The organism is Mammaliicoccus sp. F-M27 (genome assembly GCF_022387115.1).
Classification (GTDB): Bacteria; Bacillota; Bacilli; order Staphylococcales; family Staphylococcaceae; genus Mammaliicoccus; species Mammaliicoccus vitulinus.
The window spans coordinates 130,779-145,791 of the sequence record NZ_JAJNIE010000001.1 but is presented as its reverse complement, the minus strand read 5'-3'; the positions used below and the strand labels follow the sequence as shown (position 1 = coordinate 145,791).

13 protein-coding genes and 1 other annotated feature are annotated in these 15,013 nt (G+C 32.5%); of the genes, 7 read left to right on the top strand and 6 right to left on the bottom strand.

Going from position 1 to position 15,013, the window contains the following annotated elements; all coding sequences use genetic code 11:
- Positions 1-42: 42 nt before the first annotated feature.
- Positions 43-507, top strand: coding sequence for a GAF domain-containing protein (locus LQ598_RS00865; RefSeq protein ID WP_103322694.1), 465 nt, complete (start codon positions 43-45; stop codon positions 505-507).
- Positions 508-732: 225 nt separating this feature from the next.
- Positions 733-1,335 carry a 30S ribosomal protein S4 gene (gene rpsD, locus LQ598_RS00860; protein WP_107559099.1) on the top strand — a complete coding sequence of 201 codons (603 nt, stop codon included), beginning with the start codon at positions 733-735 and terminating at the stop codon, positions 1,333-1,335.
- 109 nt (positions 1,336-1,444) lie between these two features.
- Here rpsD and LQ598_RS00855 read toward each other — a convergent pair whose 3' ends face one another.
- Positions 1,445-2,197, bottom strand: coding sequence for a glycerophosphodiester phosphodiesterase (locus LQ598_RS00855; protein ID WP_107559100.1), 753 nt, complete (start codon positions 2,195-2,197; stop codon positions 1,445-1,447).
- 73 nt (positions 2,198-2,270) lie between these two features.
- Here LQ598_RS00855 and LQ598_RS00850 point away from each other — a divergent pair, with 73 nt between their 5' ends.
- From LQ598_RS00850 to serA, 3 genes are all read left to right on the top strand, one after another.
- A complete protein-coding gene (locus LQ598_RS00850; protein WP_016912202.1) occupies positions 2,271-2,714 on the top strand; it encodes an SACOL1771 family peroxiredoxin in 444 nt (147 codons plus the stop codon).
- 111 nt (positions 2,715-2,825) lie between these two features.
- Positions 2,826-3,983, top strand: a complete 1,158-nt coding sequence (locus LQ598_RS00845) for a pyridoxal-phosphate-dependent aminotransferase family protein (RefSeq protein WP_016912201.1) — start codon at positions 2,826-2,828, stop codon at positions 3,981-3,983.
- Positions 3,976-5,571: a phosphoglycerate dehydrogenase gene (gene serA, locus LQ598_RS00840; RefSeq protein ID WP_016912200.1), complete on the top strand. Its 1,596-nt coding sequence runs from the start codon at positions 3,976-3,978 to the stop codon at positions 5,569-5,571. Before LQ598_RS00845 ends, serA begins: the two co-directional genes overlap by 8 nt.
- A gap of 175 nt (positions 5,572-5,746) precedes the next feature.
- Here the strand turns inward: serA and LQ598_RS00835 are convergent, their stop codons facing one another.
- Together LQ598_RS00835 and LQ598_RS00830 are read right to left on the bottom strand one after the other, a co-directional pair.
- Entirely contained in the window at positions 5,747-6,862 is a 1,116-nt protein-coding gene (locus LQ598_RS00835) for an HAD family hydrolase (protein WP_107559101.1), read from the bottom strand.
- A 167-nt stretch (positions 6,863-7,029) separates the two neighbouring features.
- Entirely contained in the window at positions 7,030-7,668 is a 639-nt protein-coding gene (locus tag LQ598_RS00830; protein WP_107556985.1) for a lysophospholipid acyltransferase family protein, read from the bottom strand.
- Between the two features lie 167 nt (positions 7,669-7,835).
- On the opposite strand from LQ598_RS00830, the gene LQ598_RS00825 reads away from it, so the two are divergent.
- Positions 7,836-9,089 (top strand): S1C family serine protease, encoded by a 1,254-nt coding sequence (locus LQ598_RS00825; RefSeq protein WP_107559102.1) that lies wholly within the window; start codon positions 7,836-7,838, stop codon positions 9,087-9,089.
- 112 nt (positions 9,090-9,201) lie between these two features.
- Here the strand turns inward: LQ598_RS00825 and LQ598_RS00820 are convergent, their stop codons facing one another.
- The 3 genes from LQ598_RS00820 to tyrS all read right to left on the bottom strand — a co-directional run bounded on the left by LQ598_RS00820 (position 9,202) and on the right by tyrS (position 12,188).
- Complete coding sequence (locus LQ598_RS00820) at positions 9,202-10,044, bottom strand: TPM domain-containing protein (protein ID WP_107559103.1); 843 nt, start codon at positions 10,042-10,044, stop codon at positions 9,202-9,204.
- Positions 10,044-10,622: a LemA family protein gene (locus tag LQ598_RS00815; RefSeq protein ID WP_016912195.1), complete on the bottom strand. Its 579-nt coding sequence runs from the start codon at positions 10,620-10,622 to the stop codon at positions 10,044-10,046. Before LQ598_RS00815 ends, LQ598_RS00820 begins: the two co-directional genes overlap by 1 nt.
- Positions 10,623-10,925: 303 nt before the next feature.
- Positions 10,926-12,188 carry a tyrosine--tRNA ligase gene (gene tyrS / locus LQ598_RS00810; protein WP_107592744.1) on the bottom strand — a complete coding sequence of 421 codons (1,263 nt, stop codon included), beginning with the start codon at positions 12,186-12,188 and terminating at the stop codon, positions 10,926-10,928.
- Between the two features lie 52 nt (positions 12,189-12,240).
- Positions 12,241-12,428 (bottom strand) — a binding site (T-box leader).
- Positions 12,429-12,528: 100 nt separating this feature from the next.
- Here tyrS and LQ598_RS00805 point away from each other — a divergent pair.
- Positions 12,529-14,973 (top strand): transglycosylase domain-containing protein, encoded by a 2,445-nt coding sequence (locus LQ598_RS00805; RefSeq protein WP_107559105.1) that lies wholly within the window; start codon positions 12,529-12,531, stop codon positions 14,971-14,973.
- Positions 14,974-15,013: the final 40 nt, after the last annotated feature.

Sequence of the window (15,013 nt, the reverse complement as noted above, 5' to 3'; positions counted from 1 at the left end):
TAGATATATAATTCAAAAAAATGATGAAATGAGGAATAAAAAATGCCGGAAAATCAACCAAATTATACATTACTTAGTAGACAACTTGACGGCTTATTATCAGGTGAGAAAGATTTAATTGCTAATTTAAGTAATTCATCAGCATTTATTAATCAATTCTTACCTAATATAAATTGGGTAGGTTTCTATCTTATAAAAAATAATGCACTAAAGCTTGGGCCATTTCAAGGATTACCAGCATGCGTTGATATTGAAATCGGAAAAGGTGTTTGTGGTACAGCAGTTGCTGAAAAGAAATCCCAACTTATAGAAGATGTTAATGCATTCCCCGGACATATAGCTTGCGATGCTAACAGCCAATCTGAAATCGTTATACCTATATACTATAACAAAGAAATTATTGGTGTGTTAGATATTGATGCGCCGATTAAATCAAGATTTGATAAAGCGGATCTTGAAGGTTTAGAGTTACTCGTTCAAATTCTTGAAAAGCATATTCATATATAAAATATAAATTGACATCACCTTGCCAAAAAGGTATAATATCGTTTGTGTGAATTAACGAAAGTAGCAGTTAAATATTATAGGGCTCTATGTTATTCCCAAAGAAGGTGTGTTGTGTAACCGCGGCTGCAAGGTGAAGACACAAAAACATAACATATCCTTATGAGCATTTAACATTCTTTCTTGTTTCTTCATAACATTTAAACAAGAAAAAGGAGGAACTTCATTATGTCACGATTTAGAGGTTCAAACTGGAAAAAATCACGTCGTTTAGGTATTTCATTAAGCGGCACAGGTAAAGAATTAGAAAAACGTCCTTACGTACCAGGACAACACGGTCCAACTCAACGTATTAAATTATCTGAGTATGGTCAACAATTACAAGAGAAACAAAAATTACGTTTCATGTACGGAATTACTGAACGTCAATTCCGCAGCACTTTCGATAAAGCTGGTAACATGAAAGGTGTTCATGGTGATAACTTCATGGCACTATTAGCTTCTCGTTTAGACGCAGTAGTATACGAACTAGGTTTAGCTCGTACTCGCCGTCAAGCTCGTCAATTAGTTAACCATGGTCACGTAACTGTAGATGGCGCTCGTGTAGATATCCCATCTTACTCTTTAAAACCAGGTCAAACTATTGGTATTCGTGAGAAATCACAAAAATTAAACATCGTGTTAGAATCAACAGAATTAAGTAACCACATTCCTGATTACTTAACATTCGATGCTGACAAATTAGAAGGTACTTTCGTACGCGTTCCAGAACGTAGCGAATTATCAGCTGAAATCAATGAACAATTAATCGTTGAGTACTACTCTCGTTAATCGTTATTGTGAAAACCACTTTCAAAATGAAAGTGGTTTTTTTGTGTCTAAATTTATAAAAAGCTTTTTTTAATATGTTCATATTTCAAAGGTCTCCTATCAACCTCACCTACTCTTCTAACCATTCTTCTAAACTTTGAGCGTAATCTGTTATAATGCCATCGACATGTATCGCAAGCATATCGTGAGCTGCCTGCTTATCATTTATAGTATATGGTAATACTTTCATGTTGGATTGATGTGCCGCTTCTACAAATCTTTTTGTGACGATTTTGTAATTTGGATTGATATAGTTCGCATACGCCCCTATTTTTCTTATAGTACTTTTACTTATAAACTTATCTTTCTTTTTTATGAGGACGCCTAATTTAATTCCTGGTCTTAATGCTTGGAATTTCTGAATTGATTTTTTGTTAAAAGACTGTATGATAATTTGTTCTTCATTGATGCCATTTTCATCTATAGATTTAAGAATTTGTTCTTCTATACCTGGATATTTTTCCGGCTGTTTGACTTCTATTAATAATTTAATATCTACATTTTCAATTAACTGTAAAACATCTTCAAAAAGCGGTATACGTTCTCCTATAAAAGATTCCCCTTTCCATTTACCTACATCGTATTTTTCCAGTTCTTTATATGTTAAGTTCTTGATTATGCCTTTTTCTAATGAAGTACGATCTGTTGTAGGATCATGAATAATAACGAGTTTATTATCTCGCGTTCTATGTATATCTATTTCGAGCATATCGATATTTAATGTAAGTGCATGTTTATAAGATGCGATTGTATTTTCTGGGACTAGCGATGGCACACCTCTATGTGCTACTTTAATTATAGAATGTGGATTATACAGATTCATTGTTTACTCCTTAATAATCAGTCATACTATAGATTATACCCAAATATTTTTATTTAAAGAAAGGAACATGACTATGACAACACATATTTTTAACTTAAAAGGAACTTGGACTAAAGGCAGAAATGCTTCTGGTCATATAACTACAAATAACTTATCAACACGCGTATCTATTCCAGAAGTAATGGATGGACCAGAAATTGGTACTAATCCAGATGAAATGTTACTTGGAGCTGCTTCTACTTGCTATATGATTACTTTAGCAGCTATGATCGAGCGTTCAGAAATTGAAATCGAAAGAATTGAAGTAGAATCTAAAGGTCATGTTGAAGTTGAAAATGACATCATTACTTATAAAAAAATTGAACATTTCCCTATTATTTATTTAAGTGAAGAACCGGATGAAAATTTACAAAAACGGTTAAATAGACTTGTTCAAAAAGCAGAAGAATCATGTATGGTTACACGTGCTTTAGCTGGAAATGTTCAAGTTGTAGCATCAGGTGAAATAAGATTTTAATAAGTTTTCAAAATGAAAGCGTTTTAATCTGAATTTTCAATATATTCACTATTATTTTATTATTTTCTTTGCTACAATATAGAACATAAATTCAGTAAGGAGTGTATATATATGTATCAGCACGATTCTTTATTACTCGCACCAGGTCCTACCACTGTTCCAAGGGAGATTTTAGAAAGAATGAATCTACCTATGACAGGGCATAGAACGAAAGAATTTAGTCAAATCATTCATCAAGCATCAAGAGATTTACAAATAATTTTTGGGGCCAAGCACCCTGTAGCTATTCTTACTTCGTCAGGTACGAGTGCTTTAGAAGCAGCTATGGTTAATACAGTTAATCCAGAAGATGATATTGTCATTATCGTTTCAGGCGCTTTTGGCGATAGATTCAGAAAAATAGCTTCTTCTTATCCTTTCAATGCACATATTTTTGAAGTTGAATGGGGAAAAGGTGTCGATTTAGAAGAATTTGAAACATATTTAAACTCACTTAATGTGGATATTAAAGCGGTATTTACACAATTCTGTGAAACTTCAACTTCTGTAAAGCACCCTATTCATGAATTAGGAAAATTAGTAAAAACATTTAATCCTAATACATATTTTGTAGTAGATGGTGTAAGTATTATCGGCGCAGTTCAAGTAGATATGGAAAAAGATCATATCGACGTACTCGTTTCAGGTAGTCAAAAAGCAATTATGTTACCTCCTGGAGCTGCTTTTGTAGCGTATAACGATAGAGCAATTGAACGTTTTAAAGAAGTGACGACTTCAAGATTTTATTTAGATTTAAATAAATACATAACTTCTTTAAATGATGATTCAACACCTTTCACACCAGCTGTATCTCTTATAAGAGGTGTTCAAGCTTATTGTGATTTAATTAGCGAAGAAAAATTTGAAAACACAATTAAAAGACATGAAGTTTGTAAAACAGCAGTAAGAGAAAGTTTAAAAGCTTTAGATATGGAATTATTAGTTGAAGATCAATTTGCTTCTCCAACAGTAACTGCTTTTGTACCAAACAAAAATGAAGTTAAACAAATTAAAGACGAATTACTTAGTAGATTCAACATAACAATCGCAGGTGGTCAACAACATTTAAAAGGTACAATTTTAAGAGTTGGTCATATGGGTAAAGTTTCTCCAAATGATATGCTGCAATTTATAAGTGCATTAGAAGTGATACTTACAGAAATACGTGAAGAATCAGTACTCGGTAAAGGTGTTACAAAATTCCAGGAGGTAGTTAATCAATATGTTTAAAGTAATCGTAGTAGATCCAATATCAGAAGAAGGTTTAAAAAGTTTAACAGACCATGAACAATTCGAAGTAGATATCAATACCGGTCTAAGTGAATCAGAACTTATTAACATTATAGGTGACTATGATGCTTTAATCGTAAGAAGCCAAACGCAAATAACACCACCTATTTTAGATGCAGCGAAGAATTTACGCGTTGTAGCAAGAGCTGGTGTTGGTGTTGATAATATCGACATCGACCACGCTACTAAACAAGGTATTTTAGTTATTAATGCTCCTGATGGAAACACAATATCAGCTACTGAACATTCAATGGCAATGATTCTATCAATGGCTCGTAACATTCCAGAAGCACACCGCTCTTTACAAGAAGGCAATTGGGATAGAAAAAAATATCGCGGAACTGAATTATACAAAAAAACACTTGGTGTAATCGGTGCAGGTAGAATCGGACTTGGCGTTGCTAAGCGCGCTCAAAGTTTCGGTATGAACATCCTTGCATTTGATCCATATTTATCAAGTGATGATGCGAAAAGATTAGATATTACGAGAGCAACAGTTGAAGAAATAGCTGAACAAGCTGATTTCATAACTGTTCATACCCCTCTTACACCTAAAACAAAAGGTCTTGTAAATGAAGATTTCTTCAATATTGCTAAACCAAACTTACAAATCATCAACGTTGCTAGAGGTGGTATCATCGATGAAGATGCACTGATTAAAGCACTTGATGAAGGTAAAATAGCAAAAGCAGCACTTGATGTATTTACTGAAGAACCAGCAAATAATACACCTTTAACACAACATGAGAAAATTATTGTAACACCACATTTAGGTGCTTCTACTATCGAAGCTCAAGAAAAAGTTGCTGTATCTGTTGCTAATGAAATTATAGATATTTTTGAAAACAACAACGTTTTTCACGCAGTTAATGCTCCGCAAATGACAGGTGAAGTTGAAGAAGAATTAAGACCTTTCGTTGAATTAAGTAGAACTACCGGTGAAGTTGGTATTCAACTATTCGAAAAAGGACCACGAGAATTAAAAATTAAATATCATGGTGAAATAGCATTGGATGATACGAGTTTAATTACAAGACAACTTGTAATGGGCGTCTTAAAACAAGATTTAGGCGATCACGTTAACTTGATCAATGCACTTGTACTTCTGAATGAACAAGGTGTAACTTACCAAATTGAAAAAAATAGTAAAAAACACGGATTCAGTAACTATATTGAATTAGAATTAGTGAATAAAGATCATTCTATAAAAATCGGTTCTACTGTATTAAATGGATATGGTCCGAGAATTGTCCGTATCAATGATTATCCTGTAGACTTTAAACCAGAAAAACATATGTTATTAATACATCATAACGACCGTCCAGGTATCGTAGGTAAAATGGGACAAATCTTAGGAGAACATGGTATTAATATCGCTTCTATGCATTTAGGAAGACATTCTATAGGCGGAGAAGCATTGATGATATTATCAATCGATGATGAAGCTTCAGACGAAACAATCGCTGATTTATTTGCGATAGATGGATTCCAAAGTATTAAAAAAGTAGAACTTAATAATTCATTGTAATTCAAACAAAATATCTCTTCATTAGGTTATAGTCTAGCGAAGAGATATTTTTATTAGGTTAAAATCTTGCGATTTTGAAAGTGCATGCTTGCCTAAAGAAATATTATATATCATAAAAAGAGCGTAAATTCTTAAAAGAATAAGAATTTACGCTCTTTTACATTAATCTAGCTTATTATAATAATACGCTTCTAATATCTAATACATTATCTACAATATGTTCAGCATCATTTGCTTCCAATTCTGCTTTAGCTGCTTGGCCTTTTAAGCCTGTTAATGTACCTATAAATGTAGCGCCAGTCTTTTTAGCACTTAATAAATCTGCTAATGAATCACCAACAATATATATGTCTTCATTTTCAAAGATATTTTCTTGGTTCTCTATATACGTTAAGTACTTGTCTGCATTGTTACCACTATTTGCAATAAGGTAACTAAATGGATTAGGTTTACCTAATGGTTTAAGTTCTGGGTATGTTGTTTCAGCTTCTAACACTTCTGAAGCAGTACCGATATGGAACTCGTCAAATTGCTTTAACCACCCTATTGTTTCGAATGGTACTAATGTTTCTGTTCTAGGTCTTCCAGTAGCTATCCCTATTTGATAACCAGCTTGTTTTAAATCTTCAAGTAGTTGTGTAACTGCGTCTATATCTGCCAACACGACTTCTTCTTTAATATAACCGTTTTTGTATGTTGTTCTAGGTGTCTTATGCTCAACTTCTTTGTACAATTCAGTACCTAAATACCACTCTTGATATACTTCTTGAGCAATATCCCAGAATTTACTTTTAAGTTCAAAAATTGAAGCATCTTTTACATTTAATTGATCTTTTGCATAAGCGATCAAATCTTGATAAATATTTTCTTTACCTGATGTTGCTTTAGATAAAAATTGAAGTGGTGTTTCAAAATCAATTTGTGCTCCTTCTAAATCTTTTGCGAAGCTTTGTAATGTTTCTTCATTAAAATTGTCATGACTCAAATCTAAATTTGTAACATTTTCTTTTTTTAACAATTCAATTAAGTGTGTACTAATCACAATGAAAAGCATATCCCAATTTGAATTTAAGCCTAATGATTTAAGTTGATTTAAAATTTTATCATCAATAAATATATCTTTTCTTATTTGCTCGATATCATTTTCTTTTAAATCATTTAAGTGGATAGACCCTTTTAAGTTTAAAAATGATTCACTATGTAACAACTCATAAACTGTTAATGCTGATACATCAAAACATCTTTCTTCACTCAAAAACACACCATCTACATCAAATAATACTTGTTTCATAATATGCCTCCATTTTTTGAACATTCTGATTATAATTTTAGCATAGTTTCTCAATGAAAACAGTAGAATTATAGCAACTCTGCAATGTAAACGCTTTATATATATTTACGCTCTAAAAAGAAAAAAAGCTCATACACTTCAGAAAGTATACGAGCTTTTTCCCTATATTATTTTAATGATTTTTGCTGCGCTTTACTTGCTATATATGTAACTTCTTTTTGTAATGTATTCGTTCTTTCTTCTAATAACTCCATTACTTTTGCAATCTTTTCGCTTTTCTTTAAATCACTTGAAAAAGTACTTGGATCAATCGGATCTCCGAATTTTATAAATGATTTTTGTCTAAAGCCAAACATTGATTTCACTTGACTAGGACCTTCAAAAGCTGCAGGTACAATCGGTTTATTGCTTAATACTGCTATTGTTGCTGCACCTCTTTTTAATGGTGCTCCTCCTGCTTCAGCTCTATGACCTGAAGGGAAAATACCAACACTTTTACCTTTGTTAAGTAGTTTCACTGGAATTTTTAATGTGCTTGGTCCAGGCTTTTCTCTATCTACAGGAAAAGCATTTACAGAATGAAAGAACTTATTTGACCAGTCTTTAGAAAATAATTCTTTTTTAGCCATATAATTAATTTCAGTTGGATACAAACTTAACGCTAACATGATGACTTCCACATAACCTGTATGTGTACAAGTTACGATATACGGTTCATCTGGAACCTTCTCTTTATTGATTGTTATAACTTGTTTACCAAACTTTTGGAAAACAATATGTAAAACAGTACTAGCAAATTTATACATTTATTGACCACTCTCTTCTTAATGATATTCATATTTTATCACTCTACTACTATAGTCTCAAGTTTTCATACAAAATATTGTAACAATTAAAAAACATCATATCATTGGCAATTTAATGCAATATCTATAATAATTATTTTATGGACAATGTTTAAGGAGGCATGTAAATGGATCAGAATCATAATGGAGATAACCAAAATCCAAAATTAAATCAAACAACTTCTAATGATTATTATTATAAGAAGAAAAATAAGATTCCTTGGTACCAAAGTTGTCTTATACCATTTTTATCAGGAATTGTTGGTGCCGTTTTAATACTTGCTTTATATATCGGCGGTACTAAAATTATGGATGTCGTCAATAATTACAATGACGAAGCAAAAATAACGAAAGCTCCAGCGAATGAAAAAGGCGGTAATATTAAAGATAATAAATCGAGTAATAAATCCGTATCCAAAATGATTGAGGAAGTATCTCCGTCGATTGTTGGTGTGATTAACAAGCAAAAAGCAAGTGGATTAGAATCATTCTTCGGGGGTAAAAGTTCAGGTGAATCTGGCGACTCTCAAGAAACAGGTACTGGTACTGGTGTCATTTATCAATCTGATAAAAACAGTGCTTATATCGTTACGAACAACCACGTTATCGAAGGTGCAAACGAAATTGAAGTACGACTTCACAATGATAAATCCGTTAAAGCTAAACTTGTAGGTACTGATGTCATGACAGATTTAGCTGTTTTAAAAATAGAAGGAAACTATAACATTAAACCACTTAAATTCGCAGATTCTTCTAAAGTAAAAGCTGGCGAAACAGTGTTTGCTTTAGGTAATCCATTAGGCTTAGAATTTGCTAACAGTGTTACACAAGGTATCATTTCATCTGAAGAACGTACAATGAACGTACAAACTTCTGAAGGTGTTACTGAAGCAACTGTTATACAAACAGATGCAGCCATCAACCCTGGTAACTCTGGCGGTGCATTAATTGATTTAAATGGTAACTTAATTGGTATTAACTCAATGAAAATATCTCGCTCTGATGTAGAAGGTATCGGTTTTGCAATACCTAGTAATGAAGTAGACAATATCATTAAAGACATAATGGATGATGGTAAAGTGACAAGACCTTATATTGGTATAAGTATGATTTCTATTAATGATATTCCAAGCCAATACAAAAAAGAATTAAAATTAACAACCGATAAAGGTGTATACATTTCGGAAGTTGATGAAAAGGCAGATAACGGTCTTAAAAAAGATGATGTTATTATTGAAGTAGACGGGCATAATGTTTCAGATGTGTCAGATATCAAAAATTATATATATAAAGAGAAGAAACCTGGAGCTAAAATCACAATTAAATATATAAGAAATGGTAAAGAACATAATACAAATATAACTTTAAAAGAACAAAATTAAATATATACCTAATATTTCAGAACGTAAAAAGATCTCTTCTAGGCTATAACCTAATGAAGAGATCTTTTATTTTGAGATTGGATAATGATGACCTAAACTCATTTATAGCTTGCTAGAATCCTCTACCGGCTCCGCCGCCAGAGAATCCACCGCCACCACCGAAGCCACCACCTCCGGAGAATCCACCACCAGAACTACCTGATGATCCTCCAAATATAAATGGTCCTGCCATTCCACGTCTTGTTCCTCTTCCACTACCACCACGAGGCGGTTTTCCGCCTCCATTTTTCAAGTATATAATGAAGAACACAATGATGAATAATATGAAGAATACAAATGGAATTTTACCTAAACCACTACTTTGAGGTTCATCTTCAGTAAATTCTTTACCGTCATAACCATAACTTTTAGCAATTTCATCCCAAACAGCATCATATAATTTCGTTAATCCTTGACTATAATAAGCTTTCGCTTTTTTTGCATCGTTTGTTCTAGAAGCTTTTTCTTGATAAGGCATAAAGTTAGTATCAATTAATTCACCGACTTTAGCATCACTAAGAACACCTTCTAAACCATCTCCAACTGCAATATCGATGCCTCTATTGTTATATTCATTACCGTTGTCCATATTCAAAAGTATCACGATACCTCTGTTATGTTTTTGGTCACCAACTTTGTAATGTCTACCCGCTTCTAAAGCATAATCTTGTCTAGGTGTTTGCCCGATAGATTTCATTGTCATTAACAAAATATCTGCATCCGTACCACCTTGCAATTTTTGACCCTTTTTGCTGATTTTATCTTTATCCTTATCATTGATTAAATGCGCATGATCTTGGACAAAAACAGGTTGTTCTAACTTAGGAAACTTGTCATCTGCTGCTTGTACAATTGAGCTTAGTGAAAAAAAGCTTATGATAAGCAATACGCAAAATCGTTTAAACATTGACTTCATTAAGATTCATCTCCGCCAAAGTCTACCTTAGGGGCATCTTTAGCTTCACCTTTAGCTTGGAAATATTCTTTTTTATCAAAATTAAACAATCCTGCAACGATACTAGATGGGAATCTACGAGTAGCTTGATTATATTCATTGATTGATTCATTATAATCTTTTCTAGCTACTGCAATTCTATTTTCAGTTCCAGCTAGTTCGTCTCTTAAACCAGTAAATTGCTTATCTGCTTTTAAATCAGGGTAATTTTCACTAATCGCAATTAAACGACTTAACGCACTATTCACTTCATCATTAGCTTGTGCTTTATCTTCTGGTGAGTTCGCTCCAGCTAATTTACTACGTGCATCAGATACGTCTTTAAACACTTTCTCTTCGTGTTTAGTATAACCTTTAACAGTATCAACTAAATTAGGTATTAAATCGACACGTCTTTGCAATTGGTTATCAATATTAGATAAAGATTTATCTGCTTCTTCTTCTAAACCTACCAATCTATTATATGGTCCGATCATTATCAAACCTACAATTACGATTACTGCTACTACAGCAATAATGGGTCCTAAATATTTTTTCATTTAATTTTCTCCCTTTCTCTATAAATATATCTATTTAATTATACAATAAATACCATACCTAATACAGGTCAATGAATAAAAGAAAGCGTTTAGGACATAAATCCTAACTTAAAATAAAACACCTAATCCGTTGGAATTATTTTCGGATTGGGTGTTTTTATATTTCTGATTTTGTAAAGTGCTGACGCCCGGGGGAATAGTATGAGAGAGACTACAGGCTCGAACCATACCCCCAGGCAAGCATGCACTTTACAAAATCATGATAGTTTAGGACATTTATGTCCTAGACTCTTTAATCTCAAATTAACTAAATTTAACCATCGTATATTTCTTCTTACCTCTTCTTACAATTGTAAACTCATCTTCAATTTTATCTTCACTTGTTATTTCATGATTAACATCTTGTATACGTTCACCATTAATATAAATAGCACCATTATTAATATCTTCACGAGCTTGTCGTTTAGAAGACGATATGCCAGCTTCAATGATGAAATCAACAAATTGTACTGTTTCTGGACTTACTTGAACTGTTGGTACATCTTTGAAACCTTCTTCTATTTCAGCTTTTGTTAATGATTTAATATCACCTTTAAATAGCGCATCAGTAATTCTTTTCGCCTCTTCTACTGCTTCACTACCGTGTATGAATCCAACCATTTCTTCAGCTAATACTTTTTGTGCTTCTCTTAAATGTGGTGCTTCTTCAACTGTTTTTTCTAATCTATCAATTTCTTCTCGATCTAAAAATGTAAAGTATTTTAAGTATTTCACAACATCTGCGTCTTGAGCGTTAATCCAGAATTGGTATAACTCATAAGCTGAAGTTTTACTTCTATCTAACCAAATTGTACCTGATTCCGACTTACCGAATTTTTTCCCATCCGCTTTTGTCACTAATGGAATTGTAAAACCGTATGCTTCAGTATCTCCATACATTCTTCTCATTAATTCTAATCCTGTTGTGATGTTGCCCCATTGATCAGAGCCACCGATTTGCATTTTACAATTATAGTTTTGATTTAAGTAACCGAAATCAATCGCTTGTAAAATCATATACGTAAATTCAGTGTATGAAATACCCATTTCTAATCTTGACTTTACCGAATCTTTAGCTAGCATGTAATTTACGCCAACATGTTTAGCATAATCTCTTAAGAATGAAATTAAATCAATATCTTTTAACCAATCTTTATTGTTTACTAATATCGCAGAATCTTCACCTTCAAAATCAAATATTTTATGCATTTGATTCATAATTCCACGTACATTCTCTTCAACTTGTTCATCAGTTTGTAATTGTCTCTCTTCTGATCGACCAGAAGGATCACCAATCATACCAGTACCGCCACCCACTAATACAATAGGTGTATGTCCATGATTTTGAAATCTTCTTAAAGTTAAATATGGTAGTAAATGCCCTATATGCAAACTATCTGCAGTTGGATCTGCTCCACAATATATTTTGACAGACTCTTTGTTTAATAATTCTTCAATTCCGCTTTCATCTGTTTGTTGATAAATTAGACCTCTCCATTTTAAATCTTCTAAAAGTGCGTTTGCCATTATTAAGTCCTCCTCATAAAATATAATATAAAAAAGCACCCTTACAATAAAATGTAAGGGTGCTTGAGTACACGGTACCACCATACTTATAATGTATAATACATTATCGCTTATTAATGTTACGTACATTAAAACGTTGAACTTTTTTTGAAAGGTGTATTCACCGTTATCGCTTTATCAGTTCCCAGCACCACTGACTCTCTTTAAAAGAATATAACACTTACTTCTCCTTTAGTTCATTACCTTATGTAATTAATTACAAAGTATATACGTTACTTTTTTAAAAGTCAACACTATGTATATATGTTATAATAATAATGATTAGATTGGAGGTAAAAATTTGAGTTCAAATCAGTCTAAAAACAAATTCAAAGATCAATTTAATCGTTCAAGTAAGAAATATAAAGATACTTTTAAAGAAACAAAATGGTCTCCAAAGTTAATATTCCATACGACTTACAATGTTATAAGCAATTTATTTTTCATCATCGCATTTATAAGTTGTCTATTGTTAGCATTAGGATTGGGTATTGGTGGCGGATACTTTGCAGGACTTGTCAAAGATGAAAAAGTGATGTCAAAGAAAGAAATTAAGCAACAACTTTATTCAATGACCGAAAGTACATCTGTTTATTTTGGTTCTGGAGAGTCACTTGGTCGATTAAAAAGTGATGTCCAAAGGGATGTTATTAAAGGAAATGAAATAAGTGACAACGTTAAAAACGCCCTTATTTCAACAGAAGATGAAGATTTTTATAACCATAACGGTATTGTACCTAAAGCTTTTTTAAGAGCTTCAGTTCAAGAAGTTTTGGGTAGTGCTAATTCTTCAGGTGGTAGTACGTTAACGCAACAACTTGTTAAGAATCAACTTTTAACGAATGAAACATCATTTGAACGTAAAGCTAAAGAAATGTTGCTTTCAATGAATGTTGAGAAGAATTTATCAAAAGATGAAATTATTGATAGTTATTTAAACGTTGTTTCATTTGGCCGTAATTCTAATGGTTCGAATATAGCAGGGATTGAATCTGCAGCTCAAGGTGTATTTGGTAAGTCAGCTAAAAATTTAAACATAGCGCAATCTGCATATCTAGCAGGATTACCACAGAATCCATATACTTACACACCTTTCTTACCAAATGGTGATTTAAAAGATGATGAATCTTTACAATACGGTATAAACCGACAACACTATGTACTTAAAAGAATGTATCAAGAAGAAAAAATCACTAAAAAAGAATACGATGAAGCTTTAAAATTCGACATCAAAAAAGCTTTTGTTGATAAAGTTGAAGAACCGAATCAAAAATATCCGTTCTTAACTGAAGAAGTGGAAAGTCGTACAATTGATATACTTAAGTATCATTTAGCTAAAAAGGACAACATCTCTAAAAAAGAATTAGATCAAACACCTGTCCTTATGACAAAATATACCGAAAAAGCAAATACAGCTATGCGTAATGAAGGTTACCGTGTCGATACAACAATTGAAAAAGATATGTATGACAAACTTCAAGACGTCAAAAACAATTCGGGAAGATATTCATGGGATAGAGAAGCAGATTATACTAATAGTGAAGGTAAAAAAGCTTCTAAAGAATTCCAACATGAAGTTGGTGCCCTTCTGAAAGAAAATCAATCTGGTAAAATATTAGCATTTGTTGGTGGTAGAGATTATGAAAAATCACAAATCAATCATGCTACTAGAGCTAAACGTTCACCAGGTTCAACGATGAAACCATTATTAACTTATGCACCTGCATTTGAAAATGGGTTAATCACACCAAATACTGCACTATTGGACAAAAAATTCGATTATCTAGGGTATTCACCTGATAACTACGATAGAAGAGAATTCGGTCCAGTAACAGTAGACTATGCATTAAGAAATTCATTGAACTTAAGTACATTGAGGTTATATAGTAACGTACAAGACTATAAACCTTGGGAAAACTTAAATAAAATGGGTATGACAGTACCTGAAGATGTGCAAGATGGATTAGCTCTTACACTTGGTACAGCTGATTTCACGCTAGAACAAGATGTAAATGGGTATAGCTCATTAGCTAATAAAGGTGAATATAATGACAGTTACATGATTGAATCTATTAAATCACGTGACGGTGAAGTCATTTATCAGCATAAGAAAGATCCTAAACGTATATTTAGTGAATCTACAACATATTTAACGACAAACATCTTAGAAGGTGTCCTTGACGACGGTTCTGGTTATCAAATTAAAGATACATTTGATGGTAATTGGGCTGGTAAAACAGGTACATCACAAGACGCTAAAGATAGTTTATTTGTAGGTTACACACCAAAAGTAACACTTGGTATATGGATGGGTTATGATCAACCTATTACATTTGATGAAGATAGTCACTATCAATTATTTATGTGGAGAGATATGGTTAACGCATTGTCTTCTACTGATAGAGAAAAACTAGGTTATGATAGTGAATTCACTAGACCAAGTACAGTTAAAGAAGATACAATTTGCCAATACACTAATTCAACAGGCGGTTGTAGTAGTGGTGAACCTAAAGCTTCATCTACTTTAATATCAGATAAGGTTGATACATCTAAGAAAGATATTCAATCAGACTACGTATTAAAACGTCTAGGTCAATCTATTGATCCGAATACATCATCAAAAGTTAAACCTAAAGAAAAAGTTTCTAAGAATTCTAAAGAAGCGTGGTCATACAAATCAAGTAGTAATTCAAGTAATAGTAAACCATCCAGTGGTACAAGCACTGCACCACCAAGTAGCGACTAAATTAAAAAAGTAGCTAAAAAAATAAAGAGTCTGAGACAAT